Here is a 22,866-nt window from a genome sequence, read left to right as displayed (position 1 = left end):
TTCTACCTACCTTCGTTTATCATAAAACATACCGTCAATCGATAACGAATCGTATAAGTCATCATACCGTTCGACAGCTACTTTCGTTTGCTTCGTTTGTTTTAAATCTTGCTGAATTTGTTGTTTGAATTGTTGGAGAAGAGCGTTCGCCTCCCGATCAAGCGCAAGCAGCTGTTTTCCTATTTGTTTTTCTTCGTTGGTTAACATCGTCGGAAGTAGCTGAAGAAGCTGCTCACGCTTGTCAAGCAGTTGTTCGATTTGTTCAATGACCGCTTCACGCTTCTCCCTTTCAATCGGCTCACGAAGCAACGTCACAATCGCCGCCGTCGCCTCAAAAAGCTCCGTAACAACGCTCATTACACGTGACCGCCTTGCGCATATTGACGCTGACGATTCATTTGAATGACTTGCTTCCACGTATCACGAAATTCTTTCACATATCCTTCGACTTCTTCTAAAATCGTTATGTCGCTTTTAATGTTCGCTTCAACAAGGCGGCGATACATATAGTCATACATTGTCATCATCGATTTCGCCACTTCATATTCCATATTGAGCGTCACCATAAGCTCTTGAATAATTTTTTGCGCTTTTAATAAGTTTGTGTTTCGCGCTTCAATATCTTTGTCTTCGATCGCTTTTTTCGCTTGCGCAATAAACTTTAAGCAACCGTTGTAAAGCATAAGCGTTAATTCCCCTGGCGACGCCGTTTGCACCGCGTTCGTTTGGTATGATTGATATGGGTTCATCGTTCAACCTCCTAAATTACTGTGCTCCTCCACCAAAAGCATTCATTAAATACATGCTTTGCGAGTTCGCACGCTGTACCGCTTTTTCCATTGCCGAAAACTGCTTCCAATAGCGGTCTTCCACTCGTTTTAATCGGTCTTCCGCTGCGCTAATACGTGTATCAATGTCAAGAATATTTTTTCCAATAATATACTGATTCGTAGCTTTTAACGTATTTCCTGCTTTATCTTCAATGCTTTTCATTGTCTTTTTTATTTCATCGCGAAGTTGCAGCACAATCCCTTTTGCATTTCCTTCCCCATTGTTACTGAACAAGCGATAAATCGCATCAGGATTTTCTTCAATTTTTTTTCGTAATTTTGCTTCATCAATCAATAACTTTCCGCCTTCTAAATAGTTCGGTGTCGTCGTAATGCCAATTTGCGCAAGTTGTTGAAACCCTTCAGGCGCTGCGTCAACTTTGCGATAAAGTGCTTGTCGCATGCTAGAAAGAGCGTTAGATAAAATCGAATCGCCGCGCAAAATGCCGCTTTTCGCTTTCTCTTCCCACTTCTCCGCCTGCTTTTCCGTCAGCTTTTCACGCTGTTCGTCCGTCAACGGCTGATAATCGCGATAGCGCGCTTCTTTTAGCTTTTTATTAATCTCATCAATCGTTTCGTTGTATTTATCGACAAACGATTTAATCGAGTTAAAAATCGCATCAGTGTTTGTCGTTGATGTAATCGTCACCGTTCCTGCATGCGTGTTTTTCAATGTGTATGTCATACCGCTAATTGTAAATGTGTTTGATGTTCGTTCTGTTTCAAGACCGTTGATTGTGAATTTAGCGTTTTGACCTGTCCCTGCATCTTGTTTTAAAAACGTTTTTGTGATTACATTTAATGGATCACTTGAATCAACCTGTATATCTAGGTTAAATCCTAATTTAGTGAAAAGTTCTGCACCGCTTGTAACTTCAATAGAAGATCCGCTACCCGTTTGATTTTTAGTAATAACCATTTTCTGTGTAAAATCATCGTAAAACGCACGAACGCCTAATTTAGTATCTTGATTCAATTTTGAAATCAACGTGCTCAATGTGTCCTTACTCGGGTCAAGTGAGATAGCAACAGTTTCTTCAACACTGCTATCTGGATTTTTCACTTTAAACTGTAAAGAAGTTGGCATTACCTCTGTACCTGAAAATAATGTGCTCAACTGGTCATTTGCACTTATATTAATCGTATTTTGTGATGTCCATCTTGCCGCAGTTGCAAGTTGCGTAATGTTGCTAATCTCAACTGTTTGATTCGACGCGCTCGGCGTGCTTGTTGCGGTGACGACATTTTCATTCGAGCTCGTCACTTTTTTTTGTAAAAACGTGCTTTGGCGCATGACGCCGTCGAAAATCATGCGGTCTAAATCATTTAACAAACGATTCATATCGCGATACGCATCGCGTTGCCACTCAAGCAGTTGCTTTTTTTGTTTTAATTTATCGATCGGCGCACGTTCGACTTTCATTAAATCGCCGACGATTTTATCAATATCCATTCCGCTCGCCAAGCCGCCAATTCGCATATTATTCATCACTTACCACCTCCTAAATTTTTCGATCGACAATTAATCCAACAAACTTCATCATCGCCGCATACATATCTAACAGTTTTTTCGGCGGAATTTCACGCACAACTTCTTTCGTCCGTTCATCAATGAGCTGGACGTAATACTCTTTCAAATCTTCATGTACGTTAAACTTTAACGACGTATGGCTCGGCTGTAAGAACTCGTTCATACCTTTGACAACTTCTTCAAGCTTTTCTTTTGAAATGCGCTCTTCTTCTTGTTTTGCCATCATTTGTTGTGAAGTCGGTTGTTCCTGTTTTGGTTGCTCCGCTGGACGCTCTGTCAATTTTTCATACATATATGTGGAAGAAAGAGAAGAAGAAATTCGTTCAATCATCACCGTTCGCTCCTTTACATATACGTTCCTACTATTTATATCGGATGAAGAGGGGAAATTTGAAGAGGGAAAAGAAAAAACCTCTCTGATTCGAGAGGCTAGACATCACATCATGATTTTAACGTGCTTAATCGTTCAATCGCCTTTTCATATCCTTCATATACCGCCTGTTTATAAAAATATACCGCTTTTTCCACCTGTCCTGTGACTTCGTAAAACACACCGAGATTATAGGCTGCTAAAAAACTACCTGTTCCACGCACACGATCGTATTTCTTTGTTTCACCAATTTCTAGGCAGCGAGTAAAACATTGCTCAATGAATGGAAACAAGTGCGCATATCGATCCATATGACAAAAAATCGCATCCATATAAAACAATCCACATGCAAAATGAAAATCTGGTGAATCATTTAGTCTCTCTTGTTCCATCGCGATGAGCTGCAATCCTTTTTCAAACGAACGGGTGGCGATGATTGTATACAAGTAATCGATCACTAAACTATGACGATACCACGCATGGAGTGAAGCAAGGTGATAACTTTCCTCAAAATACTTCTCCGCCATGTTAAATTGTTGCAACAGTTTATATTGCTTACCCACTTGATATAAAACATAGTCATCGTTTGGATGTTGCTTTAGTTCTTCAAGCAGTAACTGTAAATTTCGCTCGGTTTTATTCGTGTGAACATACCCATCATGATATACTTCCACGTCAATATTTTGACGCGGAAAAGGGGAATTGACTTGTTCGTGAACTTTGCCGACGTATGTTACACCTTTAGGAAGCAAGCGTGACAAGTAAGACTGCGCATATCGTTTCTCGCCGTTTTGAATGAATTCATTCACCATTCTAATACGTCCGATTTGTTGTTTGTTTGTTTCAATAAAATGTCGAATAGTACTTTTACAATCATTCACGATATACTCATCGGCATCCAGTACAAGATTCCAATCACACGTGGATTGCATCAGCGCATAGTTGCGTGCCGCTGAAAAGTCGTTTACCCACTCGAAGTCGAACACTTTTGCACCAAACGAATAAGCAATATCTTTTGTCGCATCGATAGAACCTGTATCGACAATGACGATGTCATCAACGATCTGCTGAACGCTTTGCAAACAGCGAGCTAAATGTTTCTCTTCATTTTTTACGATCATGACTAAAGCTAATGTTTTCAACGTTTCACCTCATGAAAAAACTATATTGTTGTCACAAATAATAGATTCTTATTGCTAAAAAAGAGTAGTTTATAAATATCTCATTTATGGTGAAAACAAAGTGTTTGTGCGTATGTCAGACTTAATTTTAGTCGTTGAGATTTCCTCTGTTCTCGGCAAGTATACAACTTGACAATAATCTCGTAAAAAATCGAATTTTCCTAACCAATCATTTCCCATAACAAGAATGTCTACATTGTATGAAATGATATCATCAATTTTTTGGTTCCAGCTTCTTTCTGGAATTACTTGATCAACATATCTAATAGATTCCAGTAAAAGCTTCCTCTGTTCATAAGGAAAATACGACTCTTTCCCTTTAATTTTATTAAAATCGTCCGTTGATAACGCAACTATTAAATAGTCACCCAATTCTTTAGCACGTCTTAATAAATTAATATGTCCATAATGTAACAAATCAAATGTACCGTATGTGATGACTCTCTTCAACATTACTCCCCCACTGAAAAAAATAGTCCATTCTTTTAATTTTAATTAAAAATCCCACTTCACCCATGGATTTTAGTAAGATTCTCTTTAATTACTGCCCACACTCTTTTCGTAGACATTGAATCTTTATAAAAGTGAATAAGACCACATAAATATTCTCTCTCTACTCTATAATACGTATCATCATAAATACTTTTTAAAATTTCTTCTTCCAAGCTATGTTGGTCGAATACTTTCGAGCCTGGAGTCCATCTTTCGTAAGGCTCTAACAATAACCCCCTTGTATTTTCATATTCATGTAAATCAACAGGAACAAATATCATCGGACGATTTAACAATAAGTAATCAAAATACACCGACGAGTAATCAGTAATTAAAAGGTCCACCGCATTTAAAATCTCATATAAATCAACACTATTCTTTTCTAGCATCTCACTTTTTAAAATAAATATATTTTCGTTTTCTTGAATATGGTCAATTACTATGGACTCTTCAGCTGGATGTAGTTTCACTAATAGTAATAAATCGTTATTTTTCAGAAAATTGTTAAATAATTCATTATCGAATTCGGACATATCAAATAGATTATTCCATTCCCTTTTCCCATCGTATCGATTTCCTCTAGGGGTGAACCTATAAGTAGGCATGTATAACAAAATTTTCTTTCCATTTAAATTTTTACCTACCATCTTAGATAACCTATGCTTTCCATCACATAAATACAAAAAGTCATTACGAGGTGATCCTGTTACGATATATTTATTGGGATTGGTATTAATACACTGATTCATAACATGATTAAATAGTTTAGAGTAGGACGTGATGATATCAACATTCTTCCATACTTTATCTATATGATCCTTGTATTTCTCCCCCTTGTCGACAAAACCCATAGCTTTTAATGGAAATCCGTGCCATGTATCTATAACAAGTTGTTTTTCATTAAACTTATTTTTATCTAACAAATAGTTCCCCTCGGTTACAACTACAGCATCACTATCTATAAGTTCTTTGAAGTATTCTTGTGATAGATCTTGCTTAAGTAGTTTAATATCAAATTCTTCCCTAATATCTTCGGGGATCAGCTTATACAAAGCTATTGTGTTTGAACCAGATAGATTTGTATATACTAGACAAATCTTTTTCTTTCTTTCTAAATGGTATCCGGTAATATCCTTTTCATCATTTTTAATAAGAAGGGAATTGATAAACCATTTTCCTCCTTCTCTAATAATCTCAGATTCACATAAAAACATTTCGGAGAAGGGGACTCCCTGTTCCGTTCCATTATTAGTTATAGTAAATGAAATGATTCCTTTTTTTCTTTTTACATCTATCTCCTTAATTTTACATGCATCAACAGTAGCTTTTACTTGCAGCTTACGCGCTATATTTTCTTCTAGTTGACTCTGAATCTGATTTAAAACAATTTCTCTCATTTGTTTTGAGAAATGTATAGTAGATAAATGCCCATAGCCACTCTCATAATCAAAAGAACCTATGCTTTCAATGGATTCTTTAATAGTCAAAAAAAACTCTTCTGTCACATTACTTTTAACACACTGACATAAATATTCCTCAGCCTTTTTCAAATCCGACTCTCTATATATGTGAAAAGCCGGATAATGTGTATCCACAAACAAATCAAATCCCAAGGCTTGGGCTCTTATACAAAAATGTCTATCTTCTCCCCAAAAAGAAACATTTTTTATCTCGTTAAAATTTACTCCAGCTTCTAACGCTTTTCTACTTATTAACGTACATGCTCCCAATCCCCCAACTTCATATATTCCTGGCTTTTTTAACATCTGTAGAAACTGGAGCTGTCTTTGTTGAATTTGTTCTGTACTTAACTTTTCTCCCCTTTTACAATAATACTGGCTATATTGATCAAATACCCACACTTGCGGTAACTCTGGAAGGTCTGGTTGCCACTTCGTCCAGAAAATATTTGAAATAATATCTTTATTAGCATGCAACAACTGCTTTAATGTATTTGGATGTAATACAATATCAGAGTCAATTAGAAAGAGATAGTCAAAATTATTTTGAATTGCTGTGTGAATAATTGTATTTTTAAAATGAGCCACCTTCCAAATTAAATGTTCGTTCCAGTAATGTGTATTTTCATCACAAATATACTTTTGATGATCAGAACTGCTTAATATTTGAGCAGTATGATGACGTTTAGCAAAATCTAAAAGAATATTTCTCGAATCTTCACTTTCATTATCATCTATAAACAAATAATGAACCTCAAACCCATCGGTATTTAAATATTCAAGAGATAACAAAAAATATTGAAGAATGCTCGCCTTCTGATGAATAGGGCTTCCAATTAATATTTTTTTTAACATAACTCGTTTCCTTTCCATGTTTTAAGTTATTTAATTTTTAAGAATATTGCAATCTGTTTTAATAATTTTACTGATTCATTAACCATTTGCTATCAGGATATATATTTTGTGCCTTTCTTAAAATGCTTTTCATCTCTTCCCTCATGTCATTCAATTTCATTAACTCAATGACATATTTATAAAGCCGGAAATCTTTGTGCCCTAAACTAAATGCAAGCATACCGTACTGAATAGCATCAGAAATTTCGTTTCTTACAGTAAGTCCCTCGATCATATTGACAAATGCTTGAGCATCCCATATATACAAATCATTTATAGATCGATATACTTCGATAGCCAAGTCGATAAATCCATATTCATAGAGCAAATGTGCTATTCTCATATAAATATGTCGATCAAATGCATCCTTTAAGCCCCCAAATTGTTCAAATAGCTCGTACTCTTTCAGTTGAATCGTTCGCTCAAGCAAAAGCAAGTAAAATTCATGCGATGAAGTTTTCTCTAACTCGTTCATCATAAACAACAAAAACTCTTTTTCTTTTTGCTCCGAGACGAGATGAAGCAATAAGCGAACAACATCGAGTTCATTTGTTTTAAACGCCACGACCAATAAGTCGTACAAATCTAGACCACCCGTTCGAATATACGTTTGTAAATGAGATAGGGAGCTTTTTAATATTTGTTGTAACGCTTCTTCATAACGCTTTTGCAACATATTTATTTTTATTTCAAAACCATGTTGAATAGTTTCATCGTTTAACTTCGGAGCGTACCATTGCACTACTTTTTCTAAATGTAAAACCGAAGCAATGCGCAAAATAAGTAAAATAGATAGCTCATTGTTCGCTAATTGTTTATTTTCAACAAACTGAATAATTTCTTCCTCGCGATGAACGCGTGCTAGCAACTGCAACACATGATACAGTGCCTCGTAACTATTGCGATTGAAAGACAATGCGCTAGAATAGTGATACATTGCTTTTTGTAAATTTCCTTTATGCTTGTACATATGTCCGAGCAACATATGCGGATCATATTCGACATATTCAAACGTTTTAATCGTATGAGGATATTTGTTTTTATGTTCAAGCAAATATTCAAGCTGTTCTATCGCATCATCGTAACGATGTTGCAAATAATAAATTTCCCCCCGTAAAAACGGAAAATCAGCTGTTTCACTATATAAATTTTCTGCATCCGTGATGACTTGTAAAGCATCTTCAAACCTTTGTAAATACTTCAAACATAAAATAATTTGCACAAGACAATATGATACCCAGCTCAAGCGAATATCTTTTTTCTCTTGGTATGCTTGAATAAATGATTGTAGTGCCTTTTCTATTTCACCTTTAGAAAGATACTCGTTTCCTAAATTAAAATAGTCAAAAGCAACGCTTTCTCCTGCTTTCATTTCGTGTTCAAGAAGCGGGGCATTGCGGTCATGTTTTTTCTTTTCTGTCACTGCCTGATGCATATAACCTGTATGGTAGACGGTTAAAATTCCTTGCGAAGCTTGAACGTATTCGCCGTCTACTCTCCGCAACTGTTCATGAATGGCTCGATCGTATCGTAAATGTGGGGAGTTGCGATAAATACGCGTATGGCGATGTTGAAGAACACGCTCGCCGTACACACCCATAAAATTGTAAATGACAACGTCATACGCTTCCACACTCTCATCCGTTTGCTTTAATATATCAATCATTTCTTTTAAATTTGCCTGATCGACGTATTCATCTGCATCGAGTACAAGAATCCATTCTCCAGTCGCTTGTTGCTGAGCAAAGTTGCGCGCATCCGCAAAACTATTCGTCCATTCAAAATCATATACTTTATTCGTATATTTCAACGCAATTTCTTTCGTTAAATCGGTTGAACCTGTATCAACGATAACGATTTCATCCACAACGCCATATACAGAGTCTAAACAACGTTGTAACACTTTTTCTTCATTCTTTACGATCATACATAACGATAAAAACGGCTTCATCTTTCTCTTCCTTCTTTCTTCATTCATGTATTCATCTGCTATTTATATCGGATAAAAAGCTGAAGATGTTAAGAGGAGAGAAAACAAATATAGTAATTATTCATTTTATGCTTTATGAAACCTTCTAAAACAAAAGATTTTGACGAATGTCTAATGAAAAATACACACATCTATTCAAAAACGTGTTACAATGGGTAAAACAAAGAATACACGTTCTTGTTAGGAGGAAAAACCATATGGAAGATTTCTGGCGATTAACTCCTATTCAACAGAATATTTTAATTGCTAGTATCATAGGTGATGGGGAAATCACAAAGATCTATTCAAACAGTCGGAGAAAAAATCATAGCTACCGTGAACATTTTGGAATAGCTCAGAAAGAATATCGACAGTGGAAAATATCATTTTTTGATAAACTGTTGTACATAACACCAAGGAGTCAATGTATTCGTTCTGCTTCTTTACAACTGTTTACGGCACTATATGCTCACTTTTACGATGAAGACGGAGTAAAACGTGTTCCAGTACGTTTGTTATCATATTGCACGCTTCCGCACTTTCTTGCTTTCTTGTACATGGATGATGGGGCTCTTTGCATCTCTTCAAGAATAAATATTCGAAAAAAACAGATTTACTTAACACCGCACATCTATCTCTACTTACAATGCTACACAGCAACCGAACTTCAGCAATTACAACAACACATCTTTCACACCTTTGATATAAAATTTCAATTAAGCAGACGAAAAGATGGACAGGGGGTAATTTTGAAAACGACATCTGTAAAAGAAACATTCTTATTTTTAGATCTTATTTCTCCTATTACGATCGATTGCCCATCCATGTATTATAAAACAAATTGGAACGAGCGTTTGCAAATAGAAAATGCAAAATGGAAAAGTAAGTACCCTGATTTTAAGGTTTTAGTAAGCAACTCTGATCGTTGGAAAAATTACACCGAAGAAGAAATACAGCTTATAAAAAAGATGAAAAAGGATGGAGCAACTGTTCAAGAAATTGCAAACGCATTGCAACGGAGCTACTGGTCTGTTACGTACAAATGGAGAGAAATAAACAAGAGACCTTAGAAAGCCTAAGGTCTCTTGTTGCTTCATTAACGGAGTAATTGCAATACTCCTTGTGGTTGTTGGTTGGCTTGCCATGCCGCAACGTCTTTCGATCGTTGTGTAGACTATATCTTCACCTTTCTAGCCATTAGCTAGCGAAGGGCTGGGCACTTCGGGGATTTCCCCTACGGACTTCATCACCATAGCTCTCGCCTTAGGTGGTATGTCCTAGTCGTTGAACCTTCTCCAGAGTTTCCTCACAGGAGCTTGGCTGCTGATTGCCCATTGTAGCATCTTTCCTTTTTTCAGGCCGTCACGCTTGCTGTTTCCAGCTTCGTTGTGGCAAGGAAAGCTTTAGGGCTTCCCAGCAATTCACCCAGTCATCCTCTTAGCCGTTTCCAGCTAAGACGCCCTTCCAATCAAATTAACGAAGTAACTGCAATACACCTTGTGGCATTTGATTGGATTGAGCCAACATCGCTTGTGCTGCTTGTGTAAGAATGTTGTTTTTCGTAAACTCCATCATTTCTTTCGCCATCGTGCGAACATTTGCTTTCACAAATGACTAGACTATCTCTTCACCCGCTAGCTTTTCGCTAGGTAGGGGCCGGGCACTTCGAATGATCTAGGACGATGGAGCATCCTATTCACCCTACGGACTTCATCACCATAGCTCTCGCCTTAGGTGGTATGTCCTAGTCGTTGAACCTTCTCCAGAGTTTCCTCACAGGAGCTTGGCTGCTGGTTGCCCAATCCTTTAGCTTTTTCACGCCATCACGCTTGCCGTTTCCAGCTTCGTTGTGGCACTAAAGGCTCTCAGGGGATTCCAGCAATTCACCCGGTTATACTCCTAACCGTTTCCAGCTAGGACGACTGTGCTTGTCGCCGCTTAAGCGGCTAAAGCATAATCTACGTCGCGAATACGAGATTCTGCAGCTGTTAAGTTTTCTGCAGAAGTAGATAAGTTGTTAATTGTGTACTCTAAGCGGTTTTGCAATGCACCAAGTTTTGAACGCTCTTGTGACACAGCGTTGATTGCATTATCAATATTAGCAATCGATGCACTAGCCAATGCGTTTGAACCGACAGAAATACTTCCTCCATCAACTGTTAAAGCTGTAGAGTTCATTGTTGCAATCGTTAAATTAATAATCTGACCGCTATTCGCTCCAACTTGGAACGTCGCATTTAAAGAACCGTCAAGCAAGTTCTTTGTGTTAAATTGTGTCGTGCTCGAAATACGGTCAATTTCTGAAATTAATTGGTTCAATTCTTTTTGAATTTGGTCGCGGTCAATTGTTGTGTTTGTGTCGTTCGCACCTTGTACCGCTAACTCACGCATGCGTTGAAGGATGGCATGTGTTTCGTTCAATGCACCTTCTGCTGTTTGGATTAACGAGATCGCATCTTGTGAGTTTTTCGCTGCCATTTCTAAGCCGCGAATTTGTCCGCGCATTTTTTCCGAAATCGCAAGACCTGCTGCATCATCGCCAGCTTTGTTAATGCGAAGACCAGACGACAACTTCTCCATATTTTTTGCTGCTGCGCTTGTTCCCATTGTTAACTGGCGATGCGTATTTAACGCCGCAATGTTGTGATTAATTCTCATTGTTCATTCCTCCTTGAATGTTTGTCCACGTCCTTGTGGTATTTTAGTTGGCAAGATGGAAGTCGGCCGCCCTTCTTTCTTGCTCTCACATTTATTATCGGCTCTTTTTTTCAAAGTTTAATAGGTTGAGAAAAAAATTTTATACCTTAATGTCAAGAAATTGTGAAAACGGCGATGGTTGTTGAATTTCTTTGACGATGCGAGCTGGATCGTCTTTATGTTTGTTAACAATTTCATTTAATGCTTGTTCCGCGATCGCTTTATTGTCTTGAACGATGCGTGCGATAACGCCAGGGACGTGAACACCGCCGATGCTAACGCTCATTGTTTCTTCCCTCCTTTCTTTAATTGATCAGATAGTTGTTGAAGCGAATTGGCAGAGGCGAGTGATGCTGCGTTGTTTTCTTGTTGAATGGCGAGATATATTTCTTTTCGATGCACATCCACGTGCTTCGGTGCGCGAATGCCAAGTTTTACTTGATCGCCATCGATGGCGAGAACGACGACCTCGATGTCATCGCCGATTTGAATCGCTTCTTTTAATTTGCGCGTTAATACAAGCATATTCTCGCCTCCTTATTTCGCCTCAACCGTTTCTGGAAAAAGTCGGTGTTTCGTTTTATACGTCGTATTTGTTAAAATGACTTGCTTCCCGATTCGTTCGTGAGCGTTAATGACGACAGGCGCTTGTAAGTTCGCTGTCGTATTTGTAAACGGTTCTGCGACCGTTAAAATGACGTATAGCGCCACATCGTTTTCTTTTTTTATTTTCAATTGGTCACACGTCGTATCGTCCAATTCGATTTCGTACGTTGGAAAGTAAGAAAACGGCTCAATCATGACAAATGCCACATCTTTATTTTGCACCGATTGTAAAATCGTAAATGGCGAATCGTGAATCGGCAACAATGCAAATTGTTTTTCATGTTCAAAGCCCGGTAACCCGTTTTCAAACGAAACGATCGCCATGTCGGAAAGTTGAACCGTTCCGTGATATTTCGTTTCAATGTTCATTTTCATCCCTCATTTATACGGTCACGTCAATGCGCAAGTTGTTGTGACGCGCCAAGTCAATATGCACAACGTTTGGTTTATAATCGATTTGCACAGGGCGTGGCTCGATATGAATGCGAGCACTAAACGTTTGCCAATTCATATCGAGCCGCCCCGGTTCAAAGCCAATTTTCACACTAAATGGGCGTGGAATAAGCCCAACGTTATAGTCAAAAGGTGGACGCTCGCTATTTGCTTGCGCTTGAAGCGCAAGTACATCACCACCTTGTTCAATGCGCATTAATTCATCGCCTTGTATCGCTGTCGTTTCTAAATATGATAGCCAGCTCGCATACCCTTCTTGCGCTGCTTCTTCAATGCGGCGAAAAATATGTTTCAAATCGACATCGGCACGAGCCTCCGTTTGATCAATCGTCAGGCGAGGAGGCGTCGTTTTCATCTCCACTTGCGGTTGCGGCTGCTCGATCGACATGTCTGCTTGCGACTGACGCATATGCATAAATCCGCGCTCAATCGTCATCGAAAGCTGCGGAAATGTCGCTTGCATCGTCAATTGTGGAATTTTCATTTCAACTCACCCTTAACGCAAAAAGTCAACGAGCGTCGGTTGAATGATGCGCGCACCGACAGAGAGTGCCGCGCGATGTACGCTTTCTTGTGACTTCAGCTCGGTAATAATTTTTTCAATGTCCGCATCTTCGTTATCAGAAATCATTCGTTTCGCGATGAGTTGTTGCTCGGATAAACGCTGTTCAACAAGCTCTAAACGGTTGACGCGCGCACCGAGCTCTGCACGCTCTGCGAGTACGTCGTTTAAATGATTATCTAAATCGGATAATAAGTTATCTAAAGTTTTTCCTGATGTTGATGTGCCATTTAACACATTTTCAATATCCTGCAACGTATTAAACAAACCTTGGTTAAACACATTGTCTGGCGTGACATTAATTTTTAATTTAACCCCTTTTGCTACTTCGATCATAAAATCATCGTTGTTATTGTCGACAGTTGGCGGTGTTCCATCCGTCACAGGCGCTTGTTCAATTTTTGTCCCGTTGAAAATGTATTTGCCTGCTACTTTCGTGTTAGCGACTTGTACTAAGTCTTTTTTCAGCTGTTCAATTTCGCGGGCGATCGCTTGGCGGTCTTCCGAACCGAGCGTGCCATTTTTCGCCTGAACGACAAGCTCACGGGCGCGCTGCAAAACGTTTGTCGTATGATTGAGCGCAGATTCCGAATTTTCCATCCACGTGTACGCCTCTGAAAGATTGCGTTGAAACTGCTCAATTTCAGTTAAACTCGTACGGTAATGCATCCCTTTCATCGCAACGACTGGATCTTCAGACGGACGATGAATTTTTTTCCCTGTTGCTAGTTGTTGTTGATACGTACCAAGTTTGTCATAGCTTTTACTCACGTTGCGAAGCGTATTGTTCGCTAACATCATTTGTGTCACGCGCATCGATTACTCACCTACCTTCCGACGATGCCCATATTATTAATAATTTTATCCAACATTTGATCGATCATTGTAATCATACGCGCAGAGGCGTTATAGGCATGCTGGAATTTCATCATGTTCATCATCTCTTCATCAAGCGATACGGAGCTGACCGACTGGCGACGTTCATCAACGGATTGGCGAAGCACTTCACTATTTTCAGATAACCGTTTCGCTTCTTGCGCGTTGACTGCCATTTGTCCAATTAAACTTTCATAAAAGTTTTGAATCGTTGTTGTGTTTCCAGCAATATTCATCATCCCATTTTTCACTTCAGCTAGCGCTTGGGCGTTACTTCCATCGCCCATTTGACCCGTTGCTGACGCGGCAATGTTATCGAGCGAATCTTTAATGATTTGTGCAACATCAAATGTTCCAGCTGGATCATTTGGATCATAAGTAAAAAATGGTTTTGAACCTGGGATCGTGACATTATTTTTTATTTCTGTTACACTAAATCCACTTGAATGAACTGCATTAAACTGATCCGCGAACGCTTTCGCCATGGCGTTTAAATCGCCTAACATTTCAGGATATAATCCTTTCGTCGTTGTACCCCCATCTTCGCTATACCCATACGAATAAAGAAGAGCACCTATTTTTCCATTTTCCTTCAAACGTTCAAATGTTGAAAACGTTGTATTACCAAGTGAGAAGCCAACAATTGGCCCTGTTTTTGTCACATTGTCTTGATAGCTCAGTTGGAACTCATTTACTTGTCCTAATCGTCCATCAACAAGCGTGCCAATCACAGTGCTTCCTGTTCGATCCACTAGTTCTACCGTAAAACGTCCTTCCGCAATTTTTAAGGAGCTTCCACCACTGGACACAGGCGTAACTTTCACATTTACATATTGCGACAATTCATCTAAAAGCCGATTGCGCTCATCATATAAATCGTTCGGCAAATATCCGTGCACTTCGACTTCGCTAATTTGTTTGTTTATATCATTGAGCTGACGAGCTAAAGAGTTTACTGCTTTCACCGTGACATCCAACTCATTTTTTAAATCATCGCGAATCGATTTGAGTGAACTAGATAAATAATGAAACGTCTCTGCTACCGCAATGCCGCGCTGACGAACGACAGAACGAGCACCTGAGTTTGAAGGGTTCACAGCTAAATCTTGTAGCGACTGCCAAAAACGATCAAGCGTTTTCGCTAACCCTTCGTCTGATGGTTCGTTCATAATTTCTTCCATTTTATACAATGCTTCCGCACGCGTATTCCAATAGCCGTATTTCATGTTTTCTCCGCGATATTGGACATCTAAAAATTCTTCCCGCATGCGTTGCACCGTGCCGCCTTCCACACCTGTTCCCATTTGTCCTGGCATGACGGGACGGTTTTTCGACGCAAACGGATACGGCGGCGTTTGTTCGAAGTTGACGCGCTGGCGCGAATAGCCTGGCGTGTTGGCGTTTGCGATATTATGACCGGTGACGTATAGCGCTTGCTGCTGGGCAGTCATCCCGCGCCGTACTGTTTCCAACCCATGAAATGTCGAAAGCACAAAAAAACCCCCTTACGTTTTCGCTTCAAATGACGACCTTGGCGGCAATTCATCCGTTCGCTTCGGGTCATACGTAACATCTTGTTCGTTCGGTATCATCAAATCTAACGTAAAATGAATAAATTGGAGCGACTGTTGCAGCAGCTGCATATTCCGTTCATTTTGCGCTTTTAGCCGCGCGATCGTGTCGCTTAGTTCATTGGCTAGTTGGAGTAGCTTTGTTCGTTCTTTTTCTTCCAACTGTTCAGCATATCGACTCACCGTTCGTTCTTCTTCAGACATATGTGAAAGAAGGCTCATTCGTTCGCTTTCTAGCTGCCGAATGGCCATCACATATTTTTGTTCTTTCGTCATCATTTGTTGCAACGTACCGATGTCGCTTTTTTTAATCGCTTCTGTTTTTTGTTCTGCTAGCTGCAATAAGCCACGATGAAACGTCAGCAACTTTTGCATCAAATCAATCATGTTCGCTCGCTCCATTACCGTTTATAATAGCGCAGTACACTTTCTGCAATCGCCCGCGCATCGATTTCATACGTGCCTGCTTGCACTTCTGATTTTAACTGTTCCACTTTTTCTAACCGTTCCGAAGAAAACTTTGCTGCTTCTTGCAATTCCTTCGCCGCACTTGAAATTTCAACTTGATCCATCTTTTTTGTCGCTTTTGTCGGCTTTTCGACACGTGACGTCCGCTCATACGGATTGACGTTCATCGGTTGAATGCGATTAATTTTCATGTTTCCACCTCACTTTTTTCCGTTCTTCTCCTATGTTTATTATCGGCTAAAACAAAAAAATGTTTAGTCATCTTTTCGGCGTTCGGTAAAGTACGTCGTCTGGCGTTTCGCTTGTTTTTGTCGCTCCTCTTCTTGTTGAATTTTTGTCATCTCTTTTTGGATGCCACCAATACACTTAGCACATAACCGACCTTCACGAATCGTTGCCCCACACTTTTCGCACGGATAACCGAGGTTTGGAAAATGAACGAGCTGTAATCGCCCTTTTTTAATCCATTTAATAATTAGCGCTTCCTCTACTCCTGTCGCATCAACAACTTGAGGCATCGTTGCCGTGCGATTTTCCCGTTTTCGAATAAATGCGTACACCTTTTCAAACAATTTTTCTTCCTCTTTATAACATGCGTCACATACGTCGCGAAATTGCGTCCGCACAAACAAACTTCCACATTTCGGGCAGTTATCTAACATGTTACTCCCCCTTACGTATATATATTAATAATCAATCCTTGAATTTCACCGACAAGCCCGAGCAAATCGAGCCCTTTTTTCTCTTTTTCTAATACAGCGTTTGTTAGTTCGACGAGCTTCTGGTCGACTTCTTTCACAAGCTTATAAATTTTCGTGCGCCCCCCGCGGCTAAACCCGCGCTGTTCTTCAAGCTGCAAACTATTTTTCACCGCATCGTCTAAAAATTGTTTCACTAACTTTTTATATTTTTTTAAATCTTCAACCGTTTGCGACTCCGCTAACTTTTTCCCTTGCGATTCAATTTCTTGCGCCATCGTTTGAAAACGTTCAAATAACACATCACTTTTTTTCTTATGCATCACTTCCGTAAACGACACCGATTCCATTGGTGCATCATCTTTTTTCTCGACACGATTCAACGATGCACGGGACACTTTTTGCACTTCCATCATCGTTCACACCTTTTTCTTTTTATTATGCCACAGTTACAAAAAAAGGGCGAGGTCGCATCGACCTACCCTTTTTACCCATTAGCTTTTTAACAATTGTAAAATTCCTTGCGGCAATTGGTTTGATTGCGCGAGCATCGCCTGTGCCGCTTGGTTTAAAATGTTGTTTTTCGTAAAGTTCGTCATCTCCATCGCCATATCTGTATCGCGAATACGAGACTCAGACGACGTTAAGTTTTCGTGAGCTGTTTTTAAGTTGTTGATCGTGTGCTCGAGACGGTTTTGAATCGCACCTAAATTCGAACGCTGTTCTGAAATTCTCGAGATTGCATAATCATATACTTTTACAGCAGCGGCAGCTTTTTCATGCGCTGTTACGTCAAGTGCATATTCTGTATTGCTACTTGAATCTCCGTTATTTACATTAGGAACGCTTGTGTAATAGGCAATAAGCGTTTCACCTAAATTGTTTTGAAAAGAAACAGATGCACCTGCTGTATTGCTAGACAATTTCAATGCTAGCGCACGCATATCATCAATTCCAATGTTTAACGTTTGCCCTTCATTGGCGCCAATTTGGATTTTCAACGACTGATCAATCGTTCCGCCCGTAATTGCAAACGTTGCTTCCCCATTAGTAAGTGCACCAATATCCATCATTAAATCGCCATTGTGGAATTGTAATTTGGAGTTTGGTGCAATATTGTTTAATGTTTCGATATCGATTCCGTTCGTGCTTAAAGTTGCTTTCGTTGTTGTATTTGCTCCAACAGTAAACATACGAGTGCCTGCAGATAACGTCCCTGTTGTAAAGGAAACGCCTGTATTACCTCCAAATGAATAGTTGCCATTATCATTGACAACAATCGTCGGTGTACCTGCCACCTGATTAAATGACGAGTCGACAAGTTTCGCTGTATACGCTGTAGTTGTGCCAACATCAATTGTAATAGACGTTACTCCTGTTGGATAATCACTTACATTATCTGCTGTATCAACAAAAATTCCACCATTAAGAGTTAGATCGTCATCAACGTTAAAAGAAGTATAATTAGTACCGTCAGTCGAATAGCTTAACGAACTTTGAATACCAAAATTAGCTGTTTCATTCCCAGTTGTATTTCCATATCCGTTATGGCTAATTTCATATGTGATTCCGTCCGAGCCATTAATTGTGACATTCCCTACAGTCGCATCTGTTGGAAGTAATGTAGCTGTACCAATTTGCACACCATTTTTTTCTAAAGATAACTCAATGGTAATATCAAATTCGTTGTAATTACCGTTTTCGCTATTGGTATTTAATTTATTATTAATATCACTATCAGTAGTAAAAGATACACCTAGCTTATTACCAGATGAGTCGTAAAATTCATAGTTTTGCTGATTGTCATCTAAAATAACAGGTTCAGATAGTATCGTTCCACTTTTATCTTGTAATGTGACAGTAAATTTACCTGAACCAGCTGAAGTTTCTGCATACACTAATCTAAAATCTTCACCTTTATAGGTAAATTTAGCAGGGTCAATTGTCACGTTGCTGATGTATGTGCCAGTTGCTGTCCCTGCTGTCACACCTGACGCTTTATTGATCGTTTTTACAGCAAATGTATCTGTCGGACTCACATTAGGATCAGCTGATGTAATTTGAACGCCTGTTAATCCTGTTCCTCCTGCATTAAAGCCTGTTACTGTATTCTCTCTTTTCACATAAAGCGTGACCGATCCATCATTCAACGGAGAGTTCGGCGCAATTGAAACGGCATCAATCATTGGAGATGATGCTGGGTTATTAGTAATTGTCTTGACGTTTTCCTGCTCAATTTTTACTCCATACGTATTGCCGATCACCAAAGTAGAAGAAGGATCTAAAGTAATATTTTGAACTCCACCCGTAATTGGATCTACATTTTGAAGCGTTTTTGTTACTACATCTTCAATTTTCACTTTATAATTTCCAGGCACTATTGTACTTTTTGGATCCAATTGCATACTCGAGCCATTAATGGTTGTTCCTCCGCTCGAAAAGTTAGTTGCGTCAATTTTGACACTTCTTGCACTGCTAGACACAGATTCGTTTAACAACTTTTTCGTATTATATTCAGTAGAGTTACCGATTCTGTTAATTTCAGATGTTAACTGGTTGATTTCTTTTTGAATCGCTTCTCTGTCTTCTACCGTATTCGTATCATTCGCCGCTTGCACCGCCAATTCTCTCATACGTTGCAAAATACTGTGTACTTCGTTCAGCGCCCCCTCCGCTGTTTGAATTAACGAAATGGCATCTAACGCATTGCGTTCTGCTACTTCTAAACCGCGAATTTGCGAGCGCATTTTTTCAGAAATCGCTAACCCAGCTGCGTCGTCTGCGGCGCGATTAATGCGCAAGCCAGAAGAAAGTTTTTCTAAGTTTTTCGCTGTGTTTGATTGGTTTACTGCCAAATTACGATAAGCGTTTAATGCTTGGATGTTATGGTTAATTCTCATGTTTCTCTCTCCTTCACTCCGTCATGATAAATTGTTCGTATGCCGCTGCTTTTTTCGCTGCGACATTCGTTGTCGGTTGTTTTTTCAACGCCTCATTCCATGCGGTCGCAATGTCTTTGGCGATCGTTAGCACTTCCTGCATAATTCCTACATCTTTTTTCATATTTGCGTCAATAAGGCGTTCTGCCATATAGTTGTATAGCACATCTAATTGATGGGCGATAATGCCAGCGTCGTACTTCAAACCGACGCCAAGACGACGTAAAATATCGTTTGCCTTTTGCAAGCGTCTATTTGCATGGATATAGTCGCCCTTTTTTGTGCTTGCGATCGCTTGTTCTACACTTTCAATTAATCCTTCATAAAGTAGCGCTGTTAATTGTTGCGGCGTTTTTTTATACACCACTTCTTCAGTTAAAAACTCCACGCGCTCACTCCCCTTTTGTCGTTCACCTACTTTATTTATCGTCACGATTTTTTATTGTTTAATAGTTTCGTTCCATTTTTTCAATTAAAATTAAAATTTCTGCGATAACTGCATACAATTGCGGTGGAATCGTATCACCGAGGTCAAGGTCAAGCAAATGTTGGACGAGCGCGGCATCTTGTTCAATCGGTACTCCGTTTTGTTTCGCAAGGTCAATAATTTTTTCAGCGACGTAGCCGCGCCCGTGGGCGACGACGGTCGGAGCTTTATCTCCTTGTTCATAGCGAATGACCGCAGCGGATGGACCGTTTATTTCTCGCTTTCGCTTTTGGTTAAAGTACATCATATTGTAAAATCATATCCTTTCTCCGTCCATGTTGCGCGTTTTGGATCGTTCTGCTTTTCTTCAATTTTCGCAAACGTTGTAAATTGTACGTTTCCGACGCGGTAGCCGATTTCTTCAAGGCGCTTCGTAGCAGTTTCGACGAGCGGGCGCATACGTTCAGCGAAATCTTCGCGATCGTTGCGAAACGTTACGGAAATCGTCCGTTCGTTTGCGCTTAATAATACGCCCACATCCCCGAGCTTTTTTGTTTCAAGTAAAAAGTATAAGCTGCAGTTTTCCCAGTCAACTCGTTTCCCATCGTTTCGCGCATTGACGTACACTTTTACGTCTTTCACTTCTTTTTGCAGCAGCAGTGGAATCGTGAAAAAGAGCGTTTGCATCGCGCTTCCTTGGTCGTTTTTATTTAGCAGCTGTTGCCCTGTCATATTCGTCAATGCTTGTTCAGCTTGTTTCGCTGCTTCGCCACCCGTTTGTGCTAATTTCATAAGAAGCCCTTTCATCGTTTCTTCAGCCTGTTCACTTTCGCCGTTAAACACGAGCGTATTGGCAACATCCGCTTCATGCATGAAACCGAGGCGACGAATTGTTTGCAGCATGTGGCGCGCGGACGGCTCAGGTTGGACGATCTCGTTCCATTGCGTGAGTAACGCTCGCTCTGGCGCTTGCTGTTTTAGCGACTGCGCTTCAACAAAATGTTTCACTTTCACATCCGATGGCTTAAATTGCATTTGTTCGAGCGTGCTTTTTACTTGTTTCACGATTTTTTGCGCTTCTGTCGTTTGTCCTTTATCTAATAGCTTTTTCGCCTCCGCTAATTGCGAACTGGCTTGCAGTAATTTTTTCTCCATCGTCATATCCGCAAACAACATCGCATCACTTTTTAAAATCGTTTGGTCAAGCTGTTTAATCGTCGTTTCTAACAGCTGATTTGCTTGTGGCCGCGCCGCTTGCTTGTATTGAGCAATAAGACGATCAATCGCATCTAAATTTCGCATCATATCGCGCTTCGTTTGTTGAAACTGCTTCGCTGCTTCTGCCATTCGTTTCGTTACCGTTTGAACAATGATATCTTTTGACTGTAAACCGAGCGCGCTCAACAATTCGTACGCCTCATCAGCAGGTGACGATGCATCGTTTGTTGACAACGTCCGTTCGACTTGTTGCAGCGCTTGGACGACCGTTTGTCTTGCGGCCATTTCGCGACCTTCATCTGCCAGCTGTTCCGCACGAGCAAACACTTCATGAATGGAAGGTTCCATATGTTGGGCAAGTTGCACCCGTGCCATTTGCAGCGCTTCTTTGACGTTTGGCTCCTTTTGCATCGTTTTCATCGCTTGGGCGATGATCGCACGAACGTCATTTGTTGCACGTTGTTCACTTTCTTTTGTCGTAAGGGCAGTTAACAACTGTTGACGTTGTTTGTCTAACATTTGTGTTGCTTGCTGAAGCGTTTGAGCCATATTTGGTTGTTTCGCAAGTGTAGTATCAGCTTGTAGCTGACGAACCGCTTCTGTCAACGTCATCGCTTGCTGCTCGAGGCGATCAGCAATCATGTTTGCGCGATTGACATGTTCAGGCGCAACCTGTTGTTCAATCGAACGTAACGTTTGCACGAGTTGTTGCCGGGCTTCCTCACTACGTCCAACCGTTTCAAACAACTTCGCTTGGTTTAATGCACGCATGACTTTTTCTGCTTGCTCGGCTGGTAATACACGAACAAGCTCCCTCACTGGCGTCTCCATCGCTTTCACCGTCGAGGCGCTTTCTGCTTGCTTCCGTACCTCTGCCACTTGTTTTAGCTGGGCTTCTTTTGTTTCTAACGTTGTCGATGGCGTATTTGCTCGCAACGCTTCTTTCGCCTCTTGTAACACTTCAGTTGTGACTGCTTCTTCCACTACACGTAGCGCTTGCACGAGCTGTTGACGGGCTTCCACGCTGCGTCCCGTTGTCTCTAGCTGTTTCGACTGTTCAAGGGCACGAGCCACTTTCTCTCCCTGATCCGTTGGTAATGCACGAACAAGCTCCCTCACTGGCGTCTCCACCGCTTTCACCGTCGAGGCGCTTTCTGCTTGCTTCCGTACCTCTGCCACTTGTTTTAGCTGGGCTTCTTTTGTTTCTAACGTTGTCGATGGCGTATTTGCTCGCAACGCTTCTTTCGCCTCTTGTAACACTTCAGTTGTGACTGCTTCTTCCACTACACGTAATGCTTGCACGAGCTGTTGTCGGGCTTCCACGCTGCGTCCCGTTGTCTCTAGCTGTTTCGACTGTTCAAGGGCACGAACCACTTTCTCTCCCTGATCCGTTGGTAAGGTACGAGCGACCTCTCTCACTTGCGAATCCATCGCTTTCACCGTCGGGGTAATTTCTGCTTGCTTCCGTACCTCTGCCACTTGTTTTAGCTGGGCTTCTTTTGTTTCTACCTTTGTCGCTGCAGTATTCGCTCGCAACGCTTCTTTCGCCTCTTGTAACACTTCAGTTGTGACTGCTTCTTCCACTACACGTAATGCTTGCACGAGCTGTTGTCGGGCTTCCACG

Annotated in this window: 23 protein-coding genes and 2 pseudogenes; 1 reads left to right on the top strand and 24 read right to left on the bottom strand. The window is 40.4% G+C overall.

The window, feature by feature from the left end; all coding sequences use genetic code 11:
* Positions 1-6: 6 nt before the first annotated feature.
* From fliT to HNQ82_RS12095, 8 genes are all read right to left on the bottom strand, one after another.
* Positions 7-357 carry a flagellar protein FliT gene (fliT, locus tag HNQ82_RS12130; protein ID WP_183249936.1) on the bottom strand — a complete coding sequence of 117 codons (351 nt, stop codon included), beginning with the start codon at positions 355-357 and terminating at the stop codon, positions 7-9.
* Positions 357-749, bottom strand: coding sequence for a flagellar export chaperone FliS (fliS, locus tag HNQ82_RS12125; protein ID WP_183249934.1), 393 nt, complete (start codon positions 747-749; stop codon positions 357-359). Before fliS (HNQ82_RS12125) ends, fliT begins: the two co-directional genes overlap by 1 nt.
* Before the next feature lie 16 nt (positions 750-765).
* The gene (locus HNQ82_RS12120) at positions 766-2,319 is read right to left on the bottom strand and encodes a flagellar hook-associated protein 2 (protein WP_183249932.1); all 1,554 of its coding nucleotides are present in this window, start codon (positions 2,317-2,319) and stop codon (positions 766-768) included.
* A 13-nt stretch (positions 2,320-2,332) separates the two neighbouring features.
* Complete coding sequence (gene flaG / locus HNQ82_RS12115; RefSeq protein ID WP_183249930.1) at positions 2,333-2,692, bottom strand: flagellar protein FlaG; 360 nt, start codon at positions 2,690-2,692, stop codon at positions 2,333-2,335.
* A gap of 110 nt (positions 2,693-2,802) precedes the next feature.
* Positions 2,803-3,873 (bottom strand): glycosyltransferase family 2 protein, encoded by a 1,071-nt coding sequence (locus HNQ82_RS12110; RefSeq protein WP_183249928.1) that lies wholly within the window; start codon positions 3,871-3,873, stop codon positions 2,803-2,805.
* A gap of 84 nt (positions 3,874-3,957) precedes the next feature.
* The gene (gene tagD, locus HNQ82_RS12105; RefSeq protein WP_183249926.1) at positions 3,958-4,362 is read right to left on the bottom strand and encodes a glycerol-3-phosphate cytidylyltransferase; all 405 of its coding nucleotides are present in this window, start codon (positions 4,360-4,362) and stop codon (positions 3,958-3,960) included.
* A 59-nt stretch (positions 4,363-4,421) separates the two neighbouring features.
* Entirely contained in the window at positions 4,422-6,719 is a 2,298-nt protein-coding gene (locus tag HNQ82_RS12100; RefSeq protein ID WP_183249924.1) for a CDP-glycerol glycerophosphotransferase family protein, read from the bottom strand.
* A gap of 67 nt (positions 6,720-6,786) precedes the next feature.
* Entirely contained in the window at positions 6,787-8,709 is a 1,923-nt protein-coding gene (locus HNQ82_RS12095) for a tetratricopeptide repeat-containing glycosyltransferase family 2 protein (RefSeq protein ID WP_246349040.1), read from the bottom strand.
* A gap of 236 nt (positions 8,710-8,945) precedes the next feature.
* On the opposite strand from HNQ82_RS12095, the gene HNQ82_RS12090 reads away from it, so the two are divergent.
* Positions 8,946-9,797, top strand: a complete 852-nt coding sequence (locus HNQ82_RS12090; protein ID WP_183249920.1) for a DNA endonuclease — start codon at positions 8,946-8,948, stop codon at positions 9,795-9,797.
* Between the two features lie 403 nt (positions 9,798-10,200).
* On the opposite strand, the pseudogene HNQ82_RS12085 reads toward HNQ82_RS12090, so the two are convergent.
* From HNQ82_RS12085 to HNQ82_RS12010, 16 genes and pseudogenes are all read right to left on the bottom strand, one after another.
* Positions 10,201-10,317 (bottom strand): annotated as a pseudogene (locus tag HNQ82_RS12085) (flagellin); the annotation flags it as partial.
* Between the two features lie 348 nt (positions 10,318-10,665).
* Positions 10,666-11,385, bottom strand: coding sequence for a flagellin N-terminal helical domain-containing protein (locus HNQ82_RS12080; RefSeq protein WP_183249918.1), 720 nt, complete (start codon positions 11,383-11,385; stop codon positions 10,666-10,668).
* Positions 11,386-11,524: 139 nt separating this feature from the next.
* Entirely contained in the window at positions 11,525-11,710 is a 186-nt protein-coding gene (locus HNQ82_RS12075) for a hypothetical protein (protein ID WP_032101229.1), read from the bottom strand.
* Positions 11,707-11,949 carry a carbon storage regulator CsrA gene (gene csrA / locus HNQ82_RS12070; RefSeq protein WP_183249916.1) on the bottom strand — a complete coding sequence of 81 codons (243 nt, stop codon included), beginning with the start codon at positions 11,947-11,949 and terminating at the stop codon, positions 11,707-11,709. Before csrA ends, HNQ82_RS12075 begins: the two co-directional genes overlap by 4 nt.
* 12 nt (positions 11,950-11,961) lie before the next feature.
* Entirely contained in the window at positions 11,962-12,399 is a 438-nt protein-coding gene (gene fliW / locus HNQ82_RS12065; protein WP_183249915.1) for a flagellar assembly protein FliW, read from the bottom strand.
* A gap of 13 nt (positions 12,400-12,412) precedes the next feature.
* Positions 12,413-12,967, bottom strand: a complete 555-nt coding sequence (locus HNQ82_RS12060; RefSeq protein ID WP_183249913.1) for a DUF6470 family protein — start codon at positions 12,965-12,967, stop codon at positions 12,413-12,415.
* A 12-nt stretch (positions 12,968-12,979) separates the two neighbouring features.
* The gene (flgL, locus tag HNQ82_RS12055) at positions 12,980-13,861 is read right to left on the bottom strand and encodes a flagellar hook-associated protein FlgL (RefSeq protein WP_183249911.1); all 882 of its coding nucleotides are present in this window, start codon (positions 13,859-13,861) and stop codon (positions 12,980-12,982) included.
* 11 nt (positions 13,862-13,872) lie between these two features.
* Positions 13,873-15,414, bottom strand: a complete 1,542-nt coding sequence (gene flgK / locus HNQ82_RS12050; RefSeq protein ID WP_183249909.1) for a flagellar hook-associated protein FlgK — start codon at positions 15,412-15,414, stop codon at positions 13,873-13,875.
* A gap of 12 nt (positions 15,415-15,426) precedes the next feature.
* The gene (locus HNQ82_RS12045; protein WP_281380830.1) at positions 15,427-15,894 is read right to left on the bottom strand and encodes a flagellar protein FlgN; all 468 of its coding nucleotides are present in this window, start codon (positions 15,892-15,894) and stop codon (positions 15,427-15,429) included.
* On the bottom strand, positions 15,894-16,151 hold the full coding sequence (flgM, locus tag HNQ82_RS12040; RefSeq protein ID WP_032101236.1) for a flagellar biosynthesis anti-sigma factor FlgM: 258 nt from the start codon (positions 16,149-16,151) through the stop codon (positions 15,894-15,896). The genes HNQ82_RS12045 and flgM overlap by 1 nt, the downstream gene beginning before the upstream one ends.
* A gap of 63 nt (positions 16,152-16,214) precedes the next feature.
* Entirely contained in the window at positions 16,215-16,622 is a 408-nt protein-coding gene (locus HNQ82_RS12035) for a TIGR03826 family flagellar region protein (protein WP_183249906.1), read from the bottom strand.
* Positions 16,623-16,633: 11 nt separating this feature from the next.
* Positions 16,634-17,071 carry a YaaR family protein gene (locus HNQ82_RS12030; protein ID WP_183249904.1) on the bottom strand — a complete coding sequence of 146 codons (438 nt, stop codon included), beginning with the start codon at positions 17,069-17,071 and terminating at the stop codon, positions 16,634-16,636.
* An 81-nt stretch (positions 17,072-17,152) separates the two neighbouring features.
* On the bottom strand, positions 17,153-19,558 hold the full coding sequence (locus HNQ82_RS14790) for a flagellin N-terminal helical domain-containing protein (protein WP_183249902.1): 2,406 nt from the start codon (positions 19,556-19,558) through the stop codon (positions 17,153-17,155).
* A gap of 13 nt (positions 19,559-19,571) precedes the next feature.
* Positions 19,572-19,985 (bottom strand): flagellar export chaperone FliS, encoded by a 414-nt coding sequence (gene fliS / locus HNQ82_RS12020; RefSeq protein ID WP_183249900.1) that lies wholly within the window; start codon positions 19,983-19,985, stop codon positions 19,572-19,574.
* A 58-nt stretch (positions 19,986-20,043) separates the two neighbouring features.
* Entirely contained in the window at positions 20,044-20,331 is a 288-nt protein-coding gene (locus tag HNQ82_RS12015; RefSeq protein WP_032101241.1) for an EscU/YscU/HrcU family type III secretion system export apparatus switch protein, read from the bottom strand.
* Positions 20,328-22,866, bottom strand: a pseudogene (locus tag HNQ82_RS12010) (metal-dependent peptidase); the annotation flags it as partial. The gene HNQ82_RS12015 and the pseudogene HNQ82_RS12010, both read right to left, overlap by 4 nt.

This window comes from Anoxybacillus tengchongensis, from assembly GCF_014201585.1.
GTDB lineage: Bacteria > Bacillota > Bacilli > Bacillales > Anoxybacillaceae > Anoxybacillus > Anoxybacillus tengchongensis.
This window is presented reverse-complemented; position numbering and strand designations above follow the sequence as displayed.

Coding starts and splice junctions, on each gene's coding strand:
- HNQ82_RS12090 (WP_183249920.1), top strand. CDS start 8,946: ATGGAAGATTTCTGGCGATTAACTCCTATTCAACAGAATATTTTAATT.
- HNQ82_RS12080 (WP_183249918.1), bottom strand. CDS start 11,385: ATGAGAATTAATCACAACATTGCGGCGTTAAATACGCATCGCCAGTTA.
- HNQ82_RS12060 (WP_183249913.1), bottom strand. CDS start 12,967: ATGAAAATTCCACAATTGACGATGCAAGCGACATTTCCGCAGCTTTCG.
- HNQ82_RS12095 (WP_246349040.1), bottom strand. CDS start 8,709: ATGAAGCCGTTTTTATCGTTATGTATGATCGTAAAGAATGAAGAAAAA.
- fliS (WP_183249934.1), bottom strand. CDS start 749: ATGAACCCATATCAATCATACCAAACGAACGCGGTGCAAACGGCGTCG.
- fliT (WP_183249936.1), bottom strand. CDS start 357: ATGAGCGTTGTTACGGAGCTTTTTGAGGCGACGGCGGCGATTGTGACG.
- HNQ82_RS12015 (WP_032101241.1), bottom strand. CDS start 20,331: ATGATGTACTTTAACCAAAAGCGAAAGCGAGAAATAAACGGTCCATCC.
- HNQ82_RS12075 (WP_032101229.1), bottom strand. CDS start 11,710: ATGAGCGTTAGCATCGGCGGTGTTCACGTCCCTGGCGTTATCGCACGC.
- flaG (WP_183249930.1), bottom strand. CDS start 2,692: ATGATTGAACGAATTTCTTCTTCTCTTTCTTCCACATATATGTATGAA.
- HNQ82_RS12030 (WP_183249904.1), bottom strand. CDS start 17,071: ATGGAAGTGCAAAAAGTGTCCCGTGCATCGTTGAATCGTGTCGAGAAA.
- HNQ82_RS12045 (WP_281380830.1), bottom strand. CDS start 15,894: ATGGAGCGAGCGAACATGATTGATTTGATGCAAAAGTTGCTGACGTTT.
- HNQ82_RS12120 (WP_183249932.1), bottom strand. CDS start 2,319: ATGAATAATATGCGAATTGGCGGCTTGGCGAGCGGAATGGATATTGAT.
- HNQ82_RS14790 (WP_183249902.1), bottom strand. CDS start 19,558: ATGAGAATTAACCATAACATCCAAGCATTAAACGCTTATCGTAATTTG.
- fliW (WP_183249915.1), bottom strand. CDS start 12,399: ATGAACATTGAAACGAAATATCACGGAACGGTTCAACTTTCCGACATG.
- csrA (WP_183249916.1), bottom strand. CDS start 11,949: ATGCTTGTATTAACGCGCAAATTAAAAGAAGCGATTCAAATCGGCGAT.
- flgM (WP_032101236.1), bottom strand. CDS start 16,151: ATGAAAATTAATCGCATTCAACCGATGAACGTCAATCCGTATGAGCGG.
- HNQ82_RS12035 (WP_183249906.1), bottom strand. CDS start 16,622: ATGTTAGATAACTGCCCGAAATGTGGAAGTTTGTTTGTGCGGACGCAA.
- flgL (WP_183249911.1), bottom strand. CDS start 13,861: ATGCGCGTGACACAAATGATGTTAGCGAACAATACGCTTCGCAACGTG.
- HNQ82_RS12100 (WP_183249924.1), bottom strand. CDS start 6,719: ATGTTAAAAAAAATATTAATTGGAAGCCCTATTCATCAGAAGGCGAGC.